Genomic DNA, 18,767 nt, shown 5'->3' with positions numbered 1-18,767 from the left:
TAAGTACAGCGTTGCCTTTATATTTGCAATGTGGAAAATACAAAAAAACTCGCATTAATCATCCTTGACGGCTGGGGTTATGGCCGCAACGATCAATCAAACGCAATACTTGCAGCCAACACTCCCTTTGTTGATTCGATACTGCAAAATTATCCAAACTCAAAGTTAGAGGCATCTGGCGTAGCGGTAGGTTTACCTGCCGGACAAATGGGTAACTCCGAAGTTGGGCACATGAATTTAGGTGCCGGCCGCGTGGTTTATCAGGAGCTTGGTCGTATTCATAAAGCGGTTGATGATAACGAATTGCCAACCATTCCGGTATTAAAAGATGCTTTTGAATATGCAAAGCAAAACAATAAAGATGTGCATTTCATCGGCCTGGTATCTGATGGCGGGGTTCACTCCCACATCAGGCACGTAAAAGGATTATGTGATGCCGCTAAACAGTTTGAGTTAAACAACGTATTTATTCATGCTTTTTTAGATGGCCGTGATACCGATCCAAAATCGGGCTTAGGTTTTGTGACCGATCTTGAAGCACATATAGCCGGCACATCGGCAAAAATAGCAACTGCTATCGGTCGTTATTATGCTATGGACCGCGATAACCGCTGGGAACGGGTTAAATTGGCCTATGACCTGATGGTTAATGGCGAGGGCGAGGCTACACAACACATTACCGATCTGATCAAAAAATCATACGAAGATGGCGTTACAGATGAGTTCATTAAACCAATTGTAAACGTGGATGCTGATGGTAAACCGATTGCCGTTATTAAAGATGGCGATGTGGTGATCTGCTTTAACTTCCGTACCGACAGGGGGCGTGAAATCAGCATCGCCTTAACACAAAAATCTTTCCCAGAGTATAACCTGCACCCGCTTAACATCCGTTACATCACCATGACCCCATATGATGAAACGTTTAAAAATGTACAGGTGGTTTTCAACAAAGAAGACCTGACTAAAACGTTAGGCGAAATTTTGCAGAATGCAGGCAAAACCCAGATCAGGATTGCCGAGACAGAAAAATATCCACACGTAACCTTCTTTTTCTCCGGTGGTCGCGAGCGCGAGTTTGAAGGCGAAAAACGCCTTTTAGCACCATCGCCAAAAGTGGCCACTTATGATCTGCAGCCAGAAATGAACGCCGCCGGCATCCGCGACGCTATCATTCCTGAACTGGAAAGCGGCTGGCCAGATTTTGTTTGCTTAAACTTTGCCAATACCGATATGGTAGGCCACACCGGCGTATTTAGTGCGGTTGTTAAAGCTGCCGAAACTGCCGATAGCTGTGCCCAGGCTGTTGTTGAAGCAGGCTTAGCGAATGGCTATAGCTTTATCATATTAGCCGACCATGGTAATGCCGACTACATGATCAATGAAGATGGCAGCCCTAACACGGCGCATACCACCAACCTGGTACCATGCATTGTTATTGATAAAGATGTTACCCATGTTAAGGATGGCAAACTGGGCGATATTGCCCCAACCATTTTAAAAATCCTGGGCGTTGAGATCCCTGCGGAAATGACCGGTAATGTATTGGTGTAAAATAAAATTAATGCATATAGCCGCCCTTACAGGCGGCATTTTGCTTTTATCCGGTCTGCAATCATGCAGGCCGGATAAAACACAGCCTAATGGCACTTTAAAATATTTTGATGTAGCCGGCTACTTCAAGGCCGACACTTCAAAACTGCAAAAACTAAACCCGGTGGTTGACAAAACCGTGCTGCATAACGGCACAAGCGAAAATAAAACGGTACATATCCCAAATTGGGGGCAGGAGCTGAACCTTTTTATCCAATCGGATATTAACCGCCCGGCCTGGAAAAACAGCTACACCGTTTTGAACACCGACTCGCTGATCATTTACACCGCCAAAACTCCCGATCTGCGGACCACCAAGATCATGATCAGGAAAGATAATAACAAGGTAAAATGGCTGGTGATTTATAATCACACCAAGAACCTGCTTTACGAAACCCGCGAAAAGCTAAGCTTTTTCCCCGATTCGGCCTACCAGATAGAAAAATCGCAGCAGGTTAAACTGATGGGCAAAAATTTGTATATGGTGAAGGGGATCTTGAAGAAATAGGACATTCGTCTTTTTGCAGGCTACCGAAATAAATTACCCATAACAAGTTATAAAAAAGGAAGTCATCCTTGTTTCAGGACCCCACAGGACAGGTGACCCGCATGATGTATACTTAGCAAATGGGGTGCTGAAACAAGTTCAGCATGACAGCGGGGTTAAACAATTGTCATCTCCACCTACCCATGACAAGTCCAGCATGCCATTGCGAGTTATAAAATCCGGGGGCCTCTGAAGGTGGAAATGACGTAGATCGCATGGCGGCGAAGACTCACCCGCCAGCGCTACGCGCGACACCCTCCTCTTCGGCTTCGCCGGAAAGAGGGGTTTGGAAATTTTTGAATTTATATTACTTATAATCAATTGATTAATTATTAAAACCCCTCTTTCCACCGCAGGTGAAGAGAGGGTGGCGGGCGCAGCCTCGCCGGGTGAGTCTTCGCCCGCGTTCAAAGCTAATGTTTGTGTAAAGTACAAAACGTCATGCGTAGGAACGAAGCAATCTCATGCTCAACAGGGCGGATCTGCATAGTTCGCGATTGCTCCGTTCCTCGCAATGACATAGCTTTATATTGTTATTCCCCTTCAGAATTTCGCGAAAATTTACAACTCAGCGTGACTCTAAGCAACCTCAGTGCTTTGCCATAGCTGTAGAAGTAGCCTGCCCCAATTTGTCTTTAGCCTGGTCTATCAGCACAGCTATATCATTACGGCCGGGGTTACTGCTCAGGATCTTTTCCAGATCGGCAATGGAAGCTTTTAATGAATTGATGCCACGGCTTTTATCAAAAAAGCGGGAGTTGGTTTGTAGCTTAAACAAGCCATAATCGCGGTAGGCTATGCCCCGGTTTTGGTAGTATTTGCTATCGCTTGGGTCGTTATTGATAGATATGGCTTTTGTAAGGTCCACTATCGCCCCTAAAAGGTATAGCTCCTTATCGGCATCTTTAGTTTGGTTATCCTTCCCTAAATAGCTTTTTGCCCTTGCCCTATAATAATAAGCGGTGGCATCTGCCGGTTTAATGGCAATTACACGGGTATACGCAGTAATTGATTTTTTGTAGTTATCGCTGTGGTAATAAGAATAACCCAGCATCCACAAGGCGTTGGCATTGGTCGAATCGGTAATACAGGCTTTTTCAAGATGTGCTACTGCCGACCGGAAATCGCCATCCATAACAGCCTGTTGCCCCATTTTTACATAGGCGCTTTGCGCCATGGTAGTTTCAATGGTTGACAATAGCAGGAAGGGCAAAATGACTGAAAGCCTCATCAAGGGATTAATGGTGAACAAAATTGTATATCATTAACTAACTTTACTTCAAAATATTATGCCAAAATTGAATTTATTTTCAAAATTACAACTGGCATACAAATCAGGAAAGCGATACTATGACTTTTTTTCATCTTTAGCAACAAAATCTGTTTTATTTAAACAAAAACGGGATATTTTGTAATCATCACGTAAACAGATCATTAACAAGCCAAATTGATTGTTATCAATTATTAAGTTAACTTGGCACAGCTCTTGAAACATAGTACCGCACAGGTTTTAACCATGATATCCCTGTAATTTACAGTCCGTTTTATTTAACAGGCTGACAACATGACGTTATTTTCTACACAAAAAATATATAATGAGTTTCGATCCATTTGATTTTAAAAACGCTTTACCAGTTATAAACGAGGATTCGGAGTTTTTCCCTTTGATGTCTACCGAAGACGAGGAGGAAATGAACAACGAACAACTGCCCGAGGTGTTGGCCATATTGCCTTTGCGCAATACCGTGTTGTTTCCTGGAGTTGTTATCCCTATAACCGTAGGACGTGATAAATCAATTAAGCTTATCCGCGACGCCAACAAAGGCAACCGCATGATTGGTGTAGTTGCACAGCAAGACGTAAATATTGAAGACCCCAACTTTGAGCAGCTAAACCGCGTAGGTACTATTGCCCTCATCATCAAAATGCTGCAAATGCCCGACGGTAACACCACCGTTATTTTACAAGGCAAAAAGCGTTTTGTATTGAAAGATGAAGTACAAACCGAGCCATACATCAAAGCCACTGTTGAACCTTTTAAGGAAACTAAAACCAAAGAGGATAAAGAGTTTAAAGCCATGGTATCATCCATAAAGGATATGGCCATGAGCATTATTCAGTTATCGCCTAATATCCCCAGCGAAGCAGGTATAGCCATCCGCAATATTGAAAGCATTTCATTTTTGATCAATTTTATATCATCAAATATGAATGCCGACATGGCTGCCAAGCAACGCCTGTTGGAAATTACCAACCTGCGCGAGCGGGCTAACCTGGTATTGGAGCATTTAACGCTCGACCTGCAAATGCTGGAGCTTAAAAACCAGATCCAGAGCAAAGTGCGGGTAGACCTGGATAAACAGCAAAGGGATTACTTTTTAAATCAGCAGCTAAAAACCATACAGGAAGAACTTGGCGGTAACTCGCCCGACCTGGAAATTGACAGCCTGCGCCAACGAGCGGTTAAAAAGAAATGGGCAAAAGAGGTCAAAGATCATTTTGCCAAAGAATTGGAAAAATTAGCACGTACCAACCCTGCCGCGGCAGACTACTCGGTGCAGATCAACTACCTTGAACTGTTGCTTGATTTGCCATGGAATGAGTTCACCAAAGATAACTTTGACCTTAAACGCGCCCAAAAGGTTTTGGATAAAGACCACTTTGGTTTAGATAAAGTTAAACAACGCATTATTGAATATCTGGCCGTGCTTAAATTAAAGCACGATATGAAAGCCCCTATCCTTTGCTTGGTTGGCCCTCCGGGAGTTGGTAAAACATCGTTGGGTAAATCAATTGCCAAAGCTTTAGGTCGTAAATACGTGCGGATGGCTTTAGGCGGTATCCGCGACGAGGCCGAAATTCGTGGCCACCGTAAAACTTACATCGGCGCAATGCCGGGCCGCATTATCCAATCGATAAAAAAAGCCGGTGCTGCTAACCCGGTATTTATATTGGATGAGATAGATAAGGTTGGTAACGATTTCCGCGGCGATCCATCATCGGCTTTATTAGAAGTACTTGACCCTGAACAGAACGGTACTTTTTATGACCATTATGTAGAGATGGATTTCGACCTGTCGAACGTAATGTTCATCGCGACAGCAAACTCATTAAGCACCATTCAGCCTGCGTTGCTGGATAGGATGGAAATCATTGAGGTTAATGGCTATACTATTGAAGAGAAAGTAGAAATTGCCAAACAGCACCTGGTACCAAAACAGCGTGAAGCCCATGGCTTAAAGCTGAAAGATGTAAGCCTTAAAAACGATATTTTAGAAAAGATCATTGTTGATTATACCCGCGAAAGTGGTGTAAGAGCCTTAGAGAAAAAAATCGGTTCGGTTGTTCGTGGTGTGGCAAAAAACATCGCGATGGAGGAACCGTATAATCCCGCCGTTAATAAAAAAGACGTAGAGAAAATATTAGGGGCTCCTATTTTTGATAAAGACCTTTACGAGGGCAATGATGTAGCAGGCGTTGTAACAGGCCTGGCCTGGACCTCTGTTGGCGGCGACATCCTGTTCATTGAAGCAAGTTTAAGCCCCGGTAAAGGCCGCTTAACGCTTACAGGAAGCCTTGGTGATGTAATGAAAGAGTCTGTTACCATTGCGCTGGCTTATTTAAGGGCGCATGCAAGCTATTTTGACATCAATCCTAAACTGTTTGATTTGTGGGATGTGCATGTGCACGTACCGGCGGGCGCTACACCTAAGGATGGGCCATCGGCAGGTATCACCATGCTTACCGCATTAGTTTCGGCATTTACCCAGCGTAAAGTAAAACCTAACCTTGCCATGACCGGCGAGATCACCCTGCGTGGCCGCGTATTGCCGGTAGGTGGTATCAAAGAAAAAATACTGGCTGCAAAACGTGCTAATATTAAAGAAATCATCCTTTGCAAATCAAACCAGAAAGATATTTTGGAAATTAAAGAGAGTTACATAACCGATCTCAGTTTTCATTATGTGACCGACATGCGTGATGTTATAAAGCTGGCCTTGTTAGATGAAAAGGTAAGCGAACCGCTTGACCTAACGGTTAAAGAAGAAGAAAAAAAAGCTTAATAAACTAAACAAAACCGGCGCCCAAGTGGCGCCGGTTTTGTTTCCGATAAATGGCTATTTACCTCTCAATAGCTTTACAATTACTTCATAGCACGTACTTGCTGAAACCTTTTATGCCCTATTAGCGTAATACGACCTGAATTGTATATTAATTCAATACACCTAAAGAATGAAGAAAATTTTTACCCTTAAAGCAATTTTTCTATCCCTTTTTATTTTAACACATCTAAGTTCATCGGCACAAATTGTTGAGCCAAATATGAGTGATACCGTTAAAAAAGTACACCCGGATACTACAAAGAAAACTGTAATTGACGCGACAAAAACCGATTCGACAGAAGCAGAGCCAAGTGGCGAACGGGCACAAACTGCGTTTTTTGAGGTTGGCGGTCCGGGCCTTGCGCTTACCGTTAACTATGATGCCCGCTTTGGCCACAGGCGCGATGGTTTTGGCTACCGGGTAGGTGCAGGTTATTTCGCTACTGATGGTAACAATGTATTCTCGGTTCCTATCCAAATCAATTACCTGTATGGCAAAGGCCGTAGTATGGTTGAAATTGGCGGTGGTACCACATTCCTAAACTCGCATGGTAACCCCAATGGTAAAACATTCATTTTTGACAGGATTACCGGTTTCATTGGTACAGCTACTATTGGCTACAGGTACCAGCCCGAAGAAAAAGGCCTAAACTTACGCATAGGCTTTGTACCCATTTTTTACGACGAGGGTATTATTGCTGCCGGCGGTATAAGCGTAGGCTATACCTTCAAATAATTATTAGATAAAGACTGATCACGCATACAGGGTTTCTGCTTACAACGCAGAAGCCCTTTTTATTTATACACAGGTTTGGCACAGTATAATCAACTCAAATTTTTATATTAGTCGCCAATATATTGATACCCTAAATGTTAAAAAAGCTATTCTTTACACTGGCATGCCTGTTGGGCAGCATTGGTTTATTTGCCCAGACCCGCGGCCACGAATTTGGCATCCAAACAGATAACGACTCCTACCTTGGCCAGGGATCTGACAGGTATTATACCAATGGCATTTTCTTTTACTATCGCAAAGCTTTAAAAACAGATGGCAATAGCAGCCTTCAAAATAAAGTATTGGGCTTTGAGCTGGGTCAAAAAATGTTCAACGCGCGCTCTGGCTATGTACCCGATCAGACATATATTGACAGGCCTTTTGCAGCATATACTTACATAGGCTCAACCATTAACCTGTTATATAAAAACGAAAGCAACTTAAAATTAGGCGCGCAAATAGGCATTGTAGGTCCTGCTGCCGGTGGCGAGCCCGTGCAAAAGCTTATCCACAACACTTTTGGCTTTTATACGCTAAACGGCTGGCAATACCAGGTACAAAACGATGTTGAGCTTAACTTAACCGGTGAATACAACAAACTATTGGCCCGCGCATCATGGATAGATTTGAGTTTGGCCAGTTATGCCAACCTGGGCACCGGTTTTACCGGCGCTGGCTTAGGCCCGCTTATCCGTTTAGGAAACTTCAACCAGTTATTTAATTCGGTAAGTACGCAAAGTACAGCTTCGGTAGCCGAGCAAACCGGATTGCTGCACAAACACGAAATTTTCTTTTACTATAAACCACAGGCAAACGGCGTGCTATATGATGCCACCATACAAGGCGGCCTTTTCCACACCCACGACCCTAACAGCCTGGAAGTTTTAGGCACCAGGAAACCATTTGTATTTAGCCAACAATTTGGCGTAGCCTTTAGCACAAGTAGGTTCACATTTGATGTAGCAGCAATTTTCCACACCCGAGAGGTAGAAACCATGGCACACAAACACCAATGGGCGGCCATAACGGGGGTGTATAGATTTAAATAGATGTGCGGATTTCAGATATGCAGATGGGGGAATTATTTGAGGATTTGAAAATGTCATTGTTCTGAACCGGGATTAAACAGATTTTTCAGATTAACAGGATTTCTAAAAAAATCAAGCTAATCCCTTAATCCTATAAATCAAGGTTCAGACAAAAAATCTGCACATCTGTAAATCCTCTTTTTCATATGCACATCTGAAATCTACACATTTGCATATCTTCTTTTTCATTTGCACATCTAAAAACTACTCATCCTGCAAGTTCCTGCGTCCTTTTTTTTTGGCAGATAGCTTCTTTTTATTATCCAGGCGGGCAGCTTTTGCGGCTTTGCTTACTTTGGTAGGCTTACGTACCTTTTGTACGTGTAAGGCCCGGCTTAAAAGCCCCATAAGGCGTTCTATCGCTTTTTCTTTATTTAGATATTGGCTGCGTTCTTCGTCACAAATAACCTGTACCAGGCCGTCTTTATTGAGGCGGGTTTGCAGTTTATCGGCAAGCAACAGCTTCTCATCATCGGTAAATAGCAATGACGCGGCAACATCAAACAATAGTTCAACCTTGCTCGATACTTTGTTTACGTTTTGGCCTCCCTTGCCCCCGCTGCGCGATGTTTTATAAGTAACCTCTTTTTGTAGGTCGGCTTTATTCAGGTTCATTTTTCAAAGGTAATTATTTTGGATGATGGTTGACAAAACTCAAGAGCTTAGCATGCCTTGCGGTAACTTTTCAGTTACCATTTTAAATAATATCTTAAATATTTTATTTTAAGTTAAACTGGTATGGTTTATGCCTTATGAGTAATAACTATGAAATAGGCGGCCAAAAGACGATTTCCTTGCCAAAACAGCATACAAATGCACTTTTTTATAGTCACTAATTAAACAAACGGATTTATCCTGCTGTTTAGTCATACAACCCATAGTTTTAAATACTTTCTATCTGAACATGAAAATAGCATATATATCAACTTATCCTCCACGCGAGTGCGGCTTAGCCACATTTAATAATAATTTAATGCGTGCCATCAGTGCCAACTTCCCAGATAGGCATTCACTTGCCCAGGGTGGCTTTGTAGTAGCGCTTAATGATTCTGAAAACCCGCATGAGTATGAGTATCCCGAGGAGGTAAAATATGTTATCCGTCAAAATCATCAAAAAGATTACATCCGCGCGGCAAATTATATCAATACCAGCAGCGCCGATGTTTGTATTATGGAACATGAGTTTGGCATTTATGGGGGCGAAAGCGGCATTTACATTCTGCCGTTAATCAACCGGTTAGAGAAACCTTTGATCTCGATATTGCATACTATTCTCAAGGACCCCAGCTATGTGCAGCGCATCATCATCCGCGAAATTGCCGAGCAATCGTCAAAGATCATTGTGATGAGCCAACGAGCCGTAGAGTTCCTGACCACTATTTATGAGATCCCAGCAGAAAAGATCCAGATCATTGAGCACGGCGTACCGGATGTGGAAGCACCAGAGGAAAATCCGGTTAAAAACCTATCGGCCTTTAAAAATCGCCGCGTATTGTTGACCTTCGGATTAATCAGCCGCAACAAAGGTCTGGAAACCGTAGTAAGGGCCTTACCAAAAATTGTAGAAAAACACCCCGATGTAACCTATGTAATATTGGGCAATACCCACCCCGGCGTTATCAAAAACTCGGGCGAGGAATACCGCGATCATTTGAAAAGCCTGGCGGTACAGTTGGGTGTATCTAAAAACCTGGTATTCATTAACAAATTTGTTCCGGAAGAAGAGCTGGTTAATTATTTAACCGCTTGCGAAATCTATGTAACCCCTTACTTAAACGAGGCGCAAATCACCAGCGGTACTTTATCCTATGCTGTTGGTTCGGGCGCGGCAGTGGTATCTACCCCCTACTGGCATGCCACCGAATTATTGGCCGATAAACGTGGCAGGCTGTTTGATTTTAAAAATTCAGATGCGCTTGCAGACATCGCTATTGAGCTTTTAGACCAGGATCGTGTTTTAAACGAACTAAAAGAAAACGCTTACCAATACGGCCTGCACCTGCGCTGGCCTGTTGTGGGTGCCGAATTTATTAAGGTTGCCCAGGAAGCCATTGTACGATTTGATTTTAGTGATAAGATCTTAAAAAACAGCATTGTAGATCCCGAGATACTTCCCAAGTTCAGCCTTACCCACGTATTACGCTTAACCGATGATACCGGTATAGTGCAACATGCCAAATACGGTATCCCTAACTTAAAAGAAGGCTATTGTTTAGATGACAACGCCCGCGCCCTTATTATGGCCTTAATGGCCTATCAGCGCAGCAAAAGCAACGAAGCATTCGAACTATTGCCCATCTACTTAAGCTATATCCACTACATGCAAACGGACGATGGCAATTTCCGCAACTTCCTGAGTTTTGACAGACGGTACCTGGATGAAGTTGGTTCCGAAGATTCCTTTGGGCGTACCATATGGGCTTTAGGGTATTTGATAGATTGCGCTGCAAGTAACTCCTATCGCGAATTTGCATTGGAAATTTTCCATAAATCGGTACCACATTTTAGGGCATTAACGCATTTGCGCGGGATGGCCAATACCATTATCGGCATTAGTTTGTATCTGCAGGCAGTACCTACCGATGAGGGCATGGTTCAAATACTGAAAGACCTTACCCAACCGCTCATCGATGCTTATGATAATAACCAGGCTGAAGACTGGCAGTGGTTTGAAGAGAAAATGACTTACGATAATGCTATCCTTCCTTTGGCTCTGCTACACTCTTGCGAGATTACCGGTAACGAACGAGCTAAGGAAGTAGCTATGGCTACCATGGCGTTTTTAGATAAGCTTACGCTATCAAATGGCTATTTAAGTCCTGTTGGTAATGATGGCTGGTATTATCGTGGCGGCACGTTCCCTACCTTTGATCAGCAGGCTATTGAAACTATGGCCATGGTGCTGATGCATTTCCAGGCTTACCAGATTTTTAGGATACCGCAATACGTGGAGAAAATGTTTTTAAGCTACAAGTGGTTCCTTGGCGAAAACACACTCCGGGCACCACTTTATGACCATGAAACCAAGGGTTGCTGCGATGGCCTGCTGCCAACCGGTATTAACCGTAACCAGGGTGCCGAAAGCACGCTGGCTTACCTGATATCGCATCTTACGGTATTGAAAGCCTTTGAATTGGAATATGAGTACAATAAATACGGGCAGAAACTGGAGATCTGCTAAATGAAGGTAGCTGTATTAGCCCCCGTAGCCTGGCGCACGCCGCCCAGGCATTACGGCCCCTGGGAGCAAATTGCCTCAAATATTGCCGAAGGCCTGGTAAAACTCGGCATCGAAGTAACTCTTTTTGCGACCGGCGATTCGATCACCGGTGGTAAGCTGGATGCCGTTTGCGAAACCGGCTATGAGGAAGACCGAAGCCAGGACGCCAAAGTATTAGAGTGCCTGCATATTAGCAACCTGATGGAAAAGGCAGCCGAGTTTGATATTATCCATAATAACTTCGATTTTTTGCCTCTTACGTATTCCGCGTTGATCAAAACGCCGATGATTACTACGATACATGGGTTTTCATCGCCCAGGATCATCCCTGTTTATAAAAAATATAATGATATCGGTCATTATGTATCTATCAGTAATTCGGATCGTAGCCCCGATCTGAATTACCTGGCTACGGTTTACAATGGATTAGACACACGCGATTTTCAGTTTTATGAAGAGCCTGACGATTACCTGGTATACTTTGGCCGCATCCACCCGGATAAAGGCACAGCAGAAGCTATTGAGATAGCTAAAAAAAGTAAACGCAGGTTATTGATAGCCGGCATTATACAGGATAAAAACTATTATCGCGAAAAGGTTGAACCATTTTTATCCGACCAAATCCAATACATTGGCCATGCTGGACCAGATAAACGGCGGGAGCTTTTGGGTAAAGCTTATGCTTTATTACATCCTATCAGCTTTAACGAACCCTTTGGCATGAGCGTAGCCGAAGCTATGCTGTGTGGTACGCCTGTAATAGCTTTCAACAAAGGATCGATGCCTGAACTGATTAAGGACGGACAAACCGGTTTCCTGGTTGATACTGTTGATGAGGCGGTTAATGCTGTGGAATGGTTAGACCAAATTAGCAGGGCTGATTGTCACGATTGGGCAAACTCGCAGTTTTCATGCGATAAAATGATGGGAGATTACCTGAGGCTTTACGAGCAGATTTTGAATATTGTTTGAATTAGATAACAAAAAAGAACGGCATTGCGAGTTGTAAAATTTCGCGAAATTCTGAAGGTGGAATGACAATATAAAGCTATGTCATTGCGAGGTACGAAGCAATCGCGAACTGTGCAGATTCGCCCTGTATAGCATGCGATTGCTTCGTGCCTACCCATGACGTTTTTTAAAAGATCTGTCATCCTGAACGCAGTGAAGGATCTATTCTACGCCATTCCTATTCGCCCTGTAAAGTTCGCTAATAGATGCTTCGTGCCTCAGCATGACAGGGGGGAGAGGATAGTTGTTACGTCATTTCCACCTTCAGATTCCTCCGGATTTTTAAACTCGCAATGACATGATGGACTTGTCATGGGTAGGTACGAAGCGTTCTCTATGCATGCAAGCCGGCCTTGCGAGGTTCGCTCTGTATAGTTTGGAGATTGCTTCGTACCTCGCAATGACGGCTTCGTTTATTCTTACTTAAGACTTCCCATCCTCCTTCAGTTTATCCAGTAACTCCTGCAAACTAACTTCGGCAAAAGCGGTAGATGAATCTGATACACCATAAGGGATAATCAATTTTTCATTATGTACAATTGCTCCGCATGAGTAAAGTACATTGGGCACATAACCTTCCCGTTCATCGCTGTTGGGGATCAATAATGGCTCTTTTAAACGGCCAATTTCAACCGCGGGATCATCAAGCTTAAGCAAGCTTGCCCCAAGCACATAGCGGCGCATAGGGCCTACGCCGTGGGTAATCATCAGCCAGCCTTCTTTGGTCTCTATCGGCGAACCGCAGTTACCAATCTGCACAAACTCCCAGGTAAAAGTAGGATGTTGCAAAAGGACCGGCTTTTCCCAAATATTAATCTTATCAGCATACATAATATAATTATTGCAGCCGTCAATACGGGATATCATTGCAAACTTGCCGTTTATTTTACGGGGAAACAGCGCCAGATTTTTATTCTGCGCGCCAGCACCATATAAAGGCATAATCTTAAAATTATAAAAATCGGTGGTTTGCAGCAACTTGGGCATAATAAGCGATCCATCATAGGCTGTATACGTTGCGTAGTAAACCTTACTGTCATCGTCATTGGCGAAATGCACAAAGCGGGCATCTTCAATGCCTTTACGCTCGTATTCAGATATCGGGAAAATAACCCTGTCGGAAATATCAGTATCTAATGAAAAAACAATCTCGTAATATGAATCGGCCAGCCAAAGCACCTTATCATACTCCAGTTTCTTCATATCGCTTTCCTGTAGCCTTTGCGAGTCAATGATGATGCGGCGCAGGCTGGCGTATTCAAAGTGATGATCGAGCTTTGATTCCAGCTCACTAATCACATCTATATTTATTTGTGTGATAGCGGCTTTTTCAAAAAACAGTTTTTTGTTATAAACCGCGTTGCGTACAATCTCGGCCTCATCTATATAACTACCAGCGGGCTGAATGGTAATGGTATTATCTTTATCAATTAATCCCCGGCGGAAAGTGATAGAGGAGATATGTCCCTCGCCTACCGCCCTAAAACTGATAATTACCCTCCGCTGCCCATCTTCCAGTTCGGTTTGATCGGGATCTTCAACAATAGAAGGATTAAAAAACGCCGCCGATTCAATAGAATATTCATGGGTAAAGTATGAGCCTATCAGCAGCTTGCGGTTAACCGTAAGCGTATCATAATCGATATTGAGCTCCAAAAACAAAGGTTTTAACTTACTGCAATGCCTGTTTAAAACCCGGGTTATATTACGGTGGCGTTTAGAATATTCCTGCAACAGCGGCGATACTATGCCAAATGCTATTTCTTCACTAATCTCCATTACGCGCTGTATCACTTCTTTAGCCCTGTCATTCCCATTAAAAAAGAACCTGGCAATAACTCGTTTCGGATCGGGATTAACTCTTATTGGCTTGCGTTCGATGGAAAGTCTCATATGTATGCAATAGTAGCGTTTATTGGGTAACATCATTTAACCGAAATTGATTTAGCTATTTGAAAAGAATCAAGAAATAAGAGTCAAGAATCAAGAGTTAAGGTAACGTTGCGAAATGAGGTGGTGACATATAATTTCTTGTCTTGATTCTTGACTCTTATTTCTTGATTCTATTTTTTACTAAATTGCACTCCTTATGAATGTATTGATTGTTGAAGACGAAAAAGGCCTTGCCCTTGAGGTTGATGAATTTCTGAGCCATGAAGGCTTTACGGTTGAACATGCCCGTACTAAAAAATCGGCAGAGGAAAAGATCTTTGTAAACAATTATGATTTTATCCTTCTTGATCTGGGTTTGCCCGATGGTGACGGTTTCGACCTGTTGAAACTGTTAAAAGGCCTGGAAAAACGCGAAGATGCTGTTATTATTCTTACTGCCCGCGGCGCGGTTGATGATCGTGTATCTGGTTTGGAACAAGGTGCCGACGATTACCTGGCCAAGCCATTTTCCCTAAGCGAGCTTTTAGCCCGCATGCACGCCATTACCCGCCGCAAACATAGGCTGGAAAGTAACGACATCAATATTAAAGGCCTAAAGGTGAATATCCAGAACCGCACTGTGACGTATAATGATGAGCGGATAAATCTAACCAAAAAAGAGTTTGAGATTTTCAACTACCTGGTATTGAACAAAAACAGGGTAATATCGCGCACTAACCTCACCGAACACGTTTGGGGCGATGTGCTGGAGATTAACAGCGATTCGAACTTTGTGGATGTGCACGTAAAAAACCTACGTAAAAAATTATCACAATATATTCCTATCGATTGGTTTGAAACTGTAAGGAGCATTGGTTACCGCATCAACATTTAATTGATCGATAAATGAAATTACAGGTAAAGCTGGCTGTTTATAATACTTTAACCAAGGTGGCTATTATCCTGTTTACCGGGCTATTGATCTTGCTTTCTATTGAGAAAATCTCCTACAACCACATGGAGCTACGATTGGAAAGCGATGAACAGGCAACGTTAAAAAATCTATCCTCCAAAGAAATAAATGGTTCTTTAACCACGCAGAAGGTTTACCAGGATAACAATATACTTAACGAGGAATTTATCTCTATAAAACCGGTAGCTTATAAAGCGGTGTTGGCTCCCAGCGGTAAGTTTACAACCGAACAACGCGAATTTAACCACATCACTAAAGATTATCGCGTTTTATCTCACCGGTTCCACTTCAATAATCAAACCTACATGCTGCAGATTGGTGTGGCCATTCAGTCGGTTGAAGAACTGAAATCCATCATCAAAAAGTTCACCATCGTAGTTTTAGTGATTGCCCTGGTGCTAACCCTCATAAGCGATCTTATTTTCACCAGGTTTTTATTGGCCCCTTTTTACAAGATCATTGACCGTAAACTGATTAAGGTTAATGACCCGATGAACTTTGACTACGAAAAGATCAAAACCACAACCCAGGATTTTGAGCTATTGGATGATAGCATTAGTTCGTTGATGAAAAAGATCTCAAACCTGTTCATCCTCGAAAAACAATTCATCGCAAATGTTTCGCATGAATTGCTTACGCCCATTTCCATTATTAGTTCAAGGTTAGAGAATATTTTGCTCCAGGAAGAATTAAGTGAAGCCAGCGAGAATAAAATGCATGCATCGCTAAAAACGCTTAACCGCTTAAAATCTATCATCAACAGTTTACTATTGATCTCGAAGGTTGAAAACAACCAGTACGATAAAAGTGATATGGTAATGGTAGCCGCGGTTGTTATGGAAATACAGGAGGAGCTGGAAGATAGAATTGAAGAAAAACGGTTGACGTTTACCAATAACCTTAAATATATTTATACCATAAAGGGCAACCGCCCACTAATGCACACCTTGCTTTTTAATCTCATCAACAACGCCATAAAATATAACATTCCGGCAGGTAGTATTACCATTAATGATGAGCTTAAGGAGGATACCTATACCATTAAAATTACAGACACTGGCACCGGCATGGATAAAAAGCAAATTGACAATGCCTTTAACCGTTTTGAAAAGTTAGAAACCGATGAAAAAGAGAGCTATGGCTTAGGCTTAGCTATAGTGAAAAGTATCACCGCGTTTCATAATATCAGGATCCAGATCAATTCGACAAAAGGCGAGGGCACTTCTGTGAAACTTGTTTTTGATACACCTATAAGGGGTTAAGGGCCGTAGTTAAACCATTTTATTTCTTTTAGCCAGGTAAGTTTTTAGTACCTCATGGTAGCCCGCGTTAATATCCACGTCAACCAGGTCAATATGGTACTGCGCGCATTTTAGTTCCAGTTGATGGCGGTATTGAGTTAAAGCAGCCTGATAGGCATCACGCACTTTACCGGGATGTACTTTTATTTCGGCGCCGCTTTCCATATCTACAAAATGATGCGGGCGGTTATCAAAATTAAAATCGAGTTCTTTTTGCTTATCGCTTACATTAAAAATTACCACTTCGTGCTTACTGAATTTTAAATGCTGAACGGCTGCGAAAAGCGATTGGAGCTTTTCGGGATTAAGGCTATTCTCCAGCATATCGCTAAAAATAATCACCATTGATCGCTGGTGAATTTCATTAGCCACATGGTGTAGCACCTGGGTAATATTAGTTACTGTACTTATTTTAGGATTATTGTAAGCCTTTTCCAGTTCGGCATATAAATGAAAAAGATGCGTGGTGGTTGATTTGGCCGAACTTAGCCAGTCCACCTTATCCGAAAAAAGGCAAAGCCCAAACGCGTCCCGTTGTTTTTTAAACAGGTGCATGAGCGATGCTATGGCATAGATGGAAAACTGTAGCTTATTAATGCCTTTTTCCGGAAAATTCATGGATGACGAAGTATCCAGCAGCAAATAACAGCGCAGGTTGGTTTCTTCCTCAAATTGCTTTACAAACAGTTTATCGGTACGGGCCAGCAGCTTCCAATCAATGTTTTTTACCGATTCGCCATTGTTATATAAACGATGCTCGGCAAATTCCACAGAAAAGCCATGGAAGGGGCTTTGGTGCAGGCCGGTTATAAAACCTTCAACCACCTGCCGGGCCAGCAGTTCCAGGTTGGCCAGTTGCCGTATTTGCTGATCGTCGTTTAATTTGGGCATAAGGCTAATATAGGGCATAAAAAAAGCGTTTCAAATTTGAAACGCTTTTTAAAGTAAAATATGGTGGATTAAGCTATTGATAAACTTAATTTATGCCTTCGGGAATTAAGCTAATTGCTTAACTAATTTATCAGTTAATACTGATTTTGGAACTGCACCAATTTGTTTATCCACAATTTCGCCATTTTTAAAGAATAATAAAGCAGGGATATTACGGATACCGAATTTCATTGATATACCTGGGTTGTTGTCGACATTAACTTTACCTACAACAGCTTTGCCTTCGTATTCTTTTGCAATATCTTCAACTACCGGACCAACCATTCTACATGGACCACACCATTCGGCCCAAAAGTCAAGTAATACGGGTTTGTCTGATTTTAAGACAAGTTCATCAAAGTTTGCATCAGTTATTTCTAAAGCCATGATTTCTATTTTTTAAATTTTTGTAGTACAAATATATACTATTCAAATAGCTTGCCACAAACGCAGCCTGACAATGTGACAATTATATTGAGATAAGTTATCCACTTAACGTTGGGGTGACTATGAGTTTTTAACAAGGGTTACTTTTTTCTGGACAATTGTATTAAAGCTAAATAAGCGATATGTTTACTATAGCCACTCTGCTCACCCTATTCGCGGCCCCTGCAGTTCAGGTTATTTTCTCGGCAAGGCGGGTAAATAATATGAATAGCTTTTCTTTAGGAATGATAGGGTTTGTTACTTTCATGTTAGGCATACTATTATCAATCCCGGGTATATTCATTTTCATGTGCTCACTCCCGGCCAACACCAAATGTGCTACGGGAGCATTTGGTATACCGCCATTAGAGATAATGATACTCCTGTTTACTACCCCTTCAATATATTACATATACAAGCATAAGCTTGCCCGTAACCCAGGTTCTGATACAATGATGCCATGATTTTAGCCCTCTTGGTAATAGCTCCAACACTGCAAATCATTGCATCAATATTAAGAATCAAAGGCCATACAGTCGTGCCTATTGGTGGCATTATGCTTCTGGCTTTAATATTGGGCATAATATGCTCATTTTGGGCAATGGATTCGATGCCCGTTCCACCTCAATTACATCCAGGGCCTCGTTGCGGAATGGCAGAAGGTGCGGTATTAATGGGCGGTATCTTTTTACAAATGGCGACCGCGCCGCTAATAGCAATAATCAGTTATATATTATATTACTTTAAGCAACTGAACAACAGGAAGTTGAATACTATTTAGTATTTCTATCCCTGAGATGTTGCTTGACTTCTTCCCATGAAATCCCAACGTCTTTCCCACTTTCATAGTCATCCATGCGGCTTTTCATCTCATTTAACAAGTCTTCATCGTCCCACAAGTCAATTTCCTTATTATCGTCTTCCATGA

At 42.4% G+C, this 18,767-nt stretch carries 16 protein-coding genes; 10 read left to right on the top strand and 6 right to left on the bottom strand.

Annotation, left to right across the window (positions count from 1 at the left end):
- The first annotated feature begins 30 nt into the window (after positions 1-30).
- Both gpmI and FHS10_RS06855 read left to right on the top strand, forming a co-directional pair.
- Complete coding sequence (gene gpmI, locus FHS10_RS06860) at positions 31-1,554, top strand: 2,3-bisphosphoglycerate-independent phosphoglycerate mutase (RefSeq protein ID WP_259088880.1); 1,524 nt, start codon at positions 31-33, stop codon at positions 1,552-1,554.
- Positions 1,555-1,564: 10 nt separating this feature from the next.
- On the top strand, positions 1,565-2,101 hold the full coding sequence (locus FHS10_RS06855; protein ID WP_259088878.1) for a hypothetical protein: 537 nt from the start codon (positions 1,565-1,567) through the stop codon (positions 2,099-2,101).
- 628 nt (positions 2,102-2,729) lie between these two features.
- On the opposite strand, the gene FHS10_RS06850 is transcribed toward FHS10_RS06855, so the two are convergent.
- Complete coding sequence (locus FHS10_RS06850; protein WP_259088876.1) at positions 2,730-3,371, bottom strand: tetratricopeptide repeat protein; 642 nt, start codon at positions 3,369-3,371, stop codon at positions 2,730-2,732.
- Between the two features lie 364 nt (positions 3,372-3,735).
- Here FHS10_RS06850 and lon point away from each other — a divergent pair, with 364 nt between their 5' ends.
- The 3 genes from lon (at position 3,736) to FHS10_RS06835 (ending at position 8,067) form a co-directional block, all read left to right on the top strand.
- Positions 3,736-6,204 (top strand): endopeptidase La, encoded by a 2,469-nt coding sequence (gene lon / locus FHS10_RS06845; RefSeq protein ID WP_259088868.1) that lies wholly within the window; start codon positions 3,736-3,738, stop codon positions 6,202-6,204.
- A gap of 169 nt (positions 6,205-6,373) precedes the next feature.
- Positions 6,374-6,979 carry a hypothetical protein gene (locus FHS10_RS06840; RefSeq protein ID WP_259088866.1) on the top strand — a complete coding sequence of 202 codons (606 nt, stop codon included), beginning with the start codon at positions 6,374-6,376 and terminating at the stop codon, positions 6,977-6,979.
- A 134-nt stretch (positions 6,980-7,113) separates the two neighbouring features.
- Positions 7,114-8,067, top strand: a complete 954-nt coding sequence (locus FHS10_RS06835) for a lipid A deacylase LpxR family protein (RefSeq protein WP_259088864.1) — start codon at positions 7,114-7,116, stop codon at positions 8,065-8,067.
- Between the two features lie 243 nt (positions 8,068-8,310).
- Here the strand turns inward: FHS10_RS06835 and arfB are convergent, their stop codons facing one another.
- On the bottom strand, positions 8,311-8,721 hold the full coding sequence (arfB, locus tag FHS10_RS06830) for an alternative ribosome rescue aminoacyl-tRNA hydrolase ArfB (RefSeq protein WP_259088862.1): 411 nt from the start codon (positions 8,719-8,721) through the stop codon (positions 8,311-8,313).
- Between the two features lie 289 nt (positions 8,722-9,010).
- On the opposite strand from arfB, the gene FHS10_RS06825 reads away from it, so the two are divergent.
- Both FHS10_RS06825 and FHS10_RS06820 read left to right on the top strand, forming a co-directional pair.
- On the top strand, positions 9,011-11,287 hold the full coding sequence (locus tag FHS10_RS06825; protein WP_259088861.1) for a glycosyltransferase family 4 protein: 2,277 nt from the start codon (positions 9,011-9,013) through the stop codon (positions 11,285-11,287).
- Positions 11,288-12,298, top strand: a complete 1,011-nt coding sequence (locus FHS10_RS06820; RefSeq protein WP_259088859.1) for a glycosyltransferase family 4 protein — start codon at positions 11,288-11,290, stop codon at positions 12,296-12,298.
- Between the two features lie 462 nt (positions 12,299-12,760).
- Here FHS10_RS06820 and FHS10_RS06815 read toward each other — a convergent pair whose 3' ends face one another.
- Positions 12,761-14,230 carry a glycoside hydrolase family 130 protein gene (locus FHS10_RS06815; protein ID WP_259088858.1) on the bottom strand — a complete coding sequence of 490 codons (1,470 nt, stop codon included), beginning with the start codon at positions 14,228-14,230 and terminating at the stop codon, positions 12,761-12,763.
- 196 nt (positions 14,231-14,426) lie between these two features.
- Here FHS10_RS06815 and FHS10_RS06810 point away from each other — a divergent pair, with 196 nt between their 5' ends.
- Positions 14,427-15,104, top strand: a complete 678-nt coding sequence (locus FHS10_RS06810; protein ID WP_259088856.1) for a response regulator transcription factor — start codon at positions 14,427-14,429, stop codon at positions 15,102-15,104.
- Between the two features lie 11 nt (positions 15,105-15,115).
- Positions 15,116-16,444 (top strand): sensor histidine kinase, encoded by a 1,329-nt coding sequence (locus FHS10_RS06805; RefSeq protein WP_259088854.1) that lies wholly within the window; start codon positions 15,116-15,118, stop codon positions 16,442-16,444.
- Between the two features lie 9 nt (positions 16,445-16,453).
- On the opposite strand, the gene FHS10_RS06800 is transcribed toward FHS10_RS06805, so the two are convergent.
- Positions 16,454-17,374: a DUF58 domain-containing protein gene (locus FHS10_RS06800; RefSeq protein WP_259088852.1), complete on the bottom strand. Its 921-nt coding sequence runs from the start codon at positions 17,372-17,374 to the stop codon at positions 16,454-16,456.
- Positions 17,375-17,479: 105 nt separating this feature from the next.
- On the bottom strand, positions 17,480-17,800 hold the full coding sequence (gene trxA, locus FHS10_RS06795) for a thioredoxin (protein WP_259088850.1): 321 nt from the start codon (positions 17,798-17,800) through the stop codon (positions 17,480-17,482).
- A gap of 499 nt (positions 17,801-18,299) precedes the next feature.
- On the opposite strand from trxA, the gene FHS10_RS06790 reads away from it, so the two are divergent.
- Positions 18,300-18,620, top strand: coding sequence for a hypothetical protein (locus FHS10_RS06790; RefSeq protein WP_259088846.1), 321 nt, complete (start codon positions 18,300-18,302; stop codon positions 18,618-18,620).
- Here the strand turns inward: FHS10_RS06790 and FHS10_RS06785 are convergent.
- Positions 18,613-18,765 (bottom strand): addiction module protein, encoded by a 153-nt coding sequence (locus tag FHS10_RS06785; RefSeq protein ID WP_259088845.1) that lies wholly within the window; start codon positions 18,763-18,765, stop codon positions 18,613-18,615. The genes FHS10_RS06790 and FHS10_RS06785 overlap by 8 nt on opposite strands.
- Positions 18,766-18,767 lie beyond the last annotated feature (2 nt).

This window comes from Mucilaginibacter dorajii (assembly GCF_024808255.1).
GTDB classification, from domain to species: Bacteria; Bacteroidota; Bacteroidia; order Sphingobacteriales; family Sphingobacteriaceae; genus Mucilaginibacter; species Mucilaginibacter dorajii.
This window is presented reverse-complemented; position numbering and strand designations above follow the sequence as displayed.

Excerpts from the sequence above, each read along its gene's own strand:
- arfB (WP_259088862.1), bottom strand. The coding sequence starts at position 8,721 with ATGAACCTGAATAAAGCCGACCTACAAAAAGAGGTTACTTATAAAACA.
- FHS10_RS06855 (WP_259088878.1), top strand. The coding sequence starts at position 1,565 with ATGCATATAGCCGCCCTTACAGGCGGCATTTTGCTTTTATCCGGTCTG.
- trxA (WP_259088850.1), bottom strand. The coding sequence starts at position 17,800 with ATGGCTTTAGAAATAACTGATGCAAACTTTGATGAACTTGTCTTAAAA.
- FHS10_RS06810 (WP_259088856.1), top strand. The coding sequence starts at position 14,427 with ATGAATGTATTGATTGTTGAAGACGAAAAAGGCCTTGCCCTTGAGGTT.
- FHS10_RS06785 (WP_259088845.1), bottom strand. The coding sequence starts at position 18,765 with ATGGAAGACGATAATAAGGAAATTGACTTGTGGGACGATGAAGACTTG.
- FHS10_RS06825 (WP_259088861.1), top strand. The coding sequence starts at position 9,011 with ATGAAAATAGCATATATATCAACTTATCCTCCACGCGAGTGCGGCTTA.
- FHS10_RS06805 (WP_259088854.1), top strand. The coding sequence starts at position 15,116 with ATGAAATTACAGGTAAAGCTGGCTGTTTATAATACTTTAACCAAGGTG.
- FHS10_RS06840 (WP_259088866.1), top strand. The coding sequence starts at position 6,374 with ATGAAGAAAATTTTTACCCTTAAAGCAATTTTTCTATCCCTTTTTATT.
- FHS10_RS06835 (WP_259088864.1), top strand. The coding sequence starts at position 7,114 with ATGTTAAAAAAGCTATTCTTTACACTGGCATGCCTGTTGGGCAGCATT.
- FHS10_RS06790 (WP_259088846.1), top strand. The coding sequence starts at position 18,300 with ATGATTTTAGCCCTCTTGGTAATAGCTCCAACACTGCAAATCATTGCA.
- FHS10_RS06815 (WP_259088858.1), bottom strand. The coding sequence starts at position 14,230 with ATGAGACTTTCCATCGAACGCAAGCCAATAAGAGTTAATCCCGATCCG.
- FHS10_RS06820 (WP_259088859.1), top strand. The coding sequence starts at position 11,288 with ATGAAGGTAGCTGTATTAGCCCCCGTAGCCTGGCGCACGCCGCCCAGG.
- FHS10_RS06850 (WP_259088876.1), bottom strand. The coding sequence starts at position 3,371 with ATGAGGCTTTCAGTCATTTTGCCCTTCCTGCTATTGTCAACCATTGAA.
- lon (WP_259088868.1), top strand. The coding sequence starts at position 3,736 with ATGAGTTTCGATCCATTTGATTTTAAAAACGCTTTACCAGTTATAAAC.
- FHS10_RS06800 (WP_259088852.1), bottom strand. The coding sequence starts at position 17,374 with ATGCCCAAATTAAACGACGATCAGCAAATACGGCAACTGGCCAACCTG.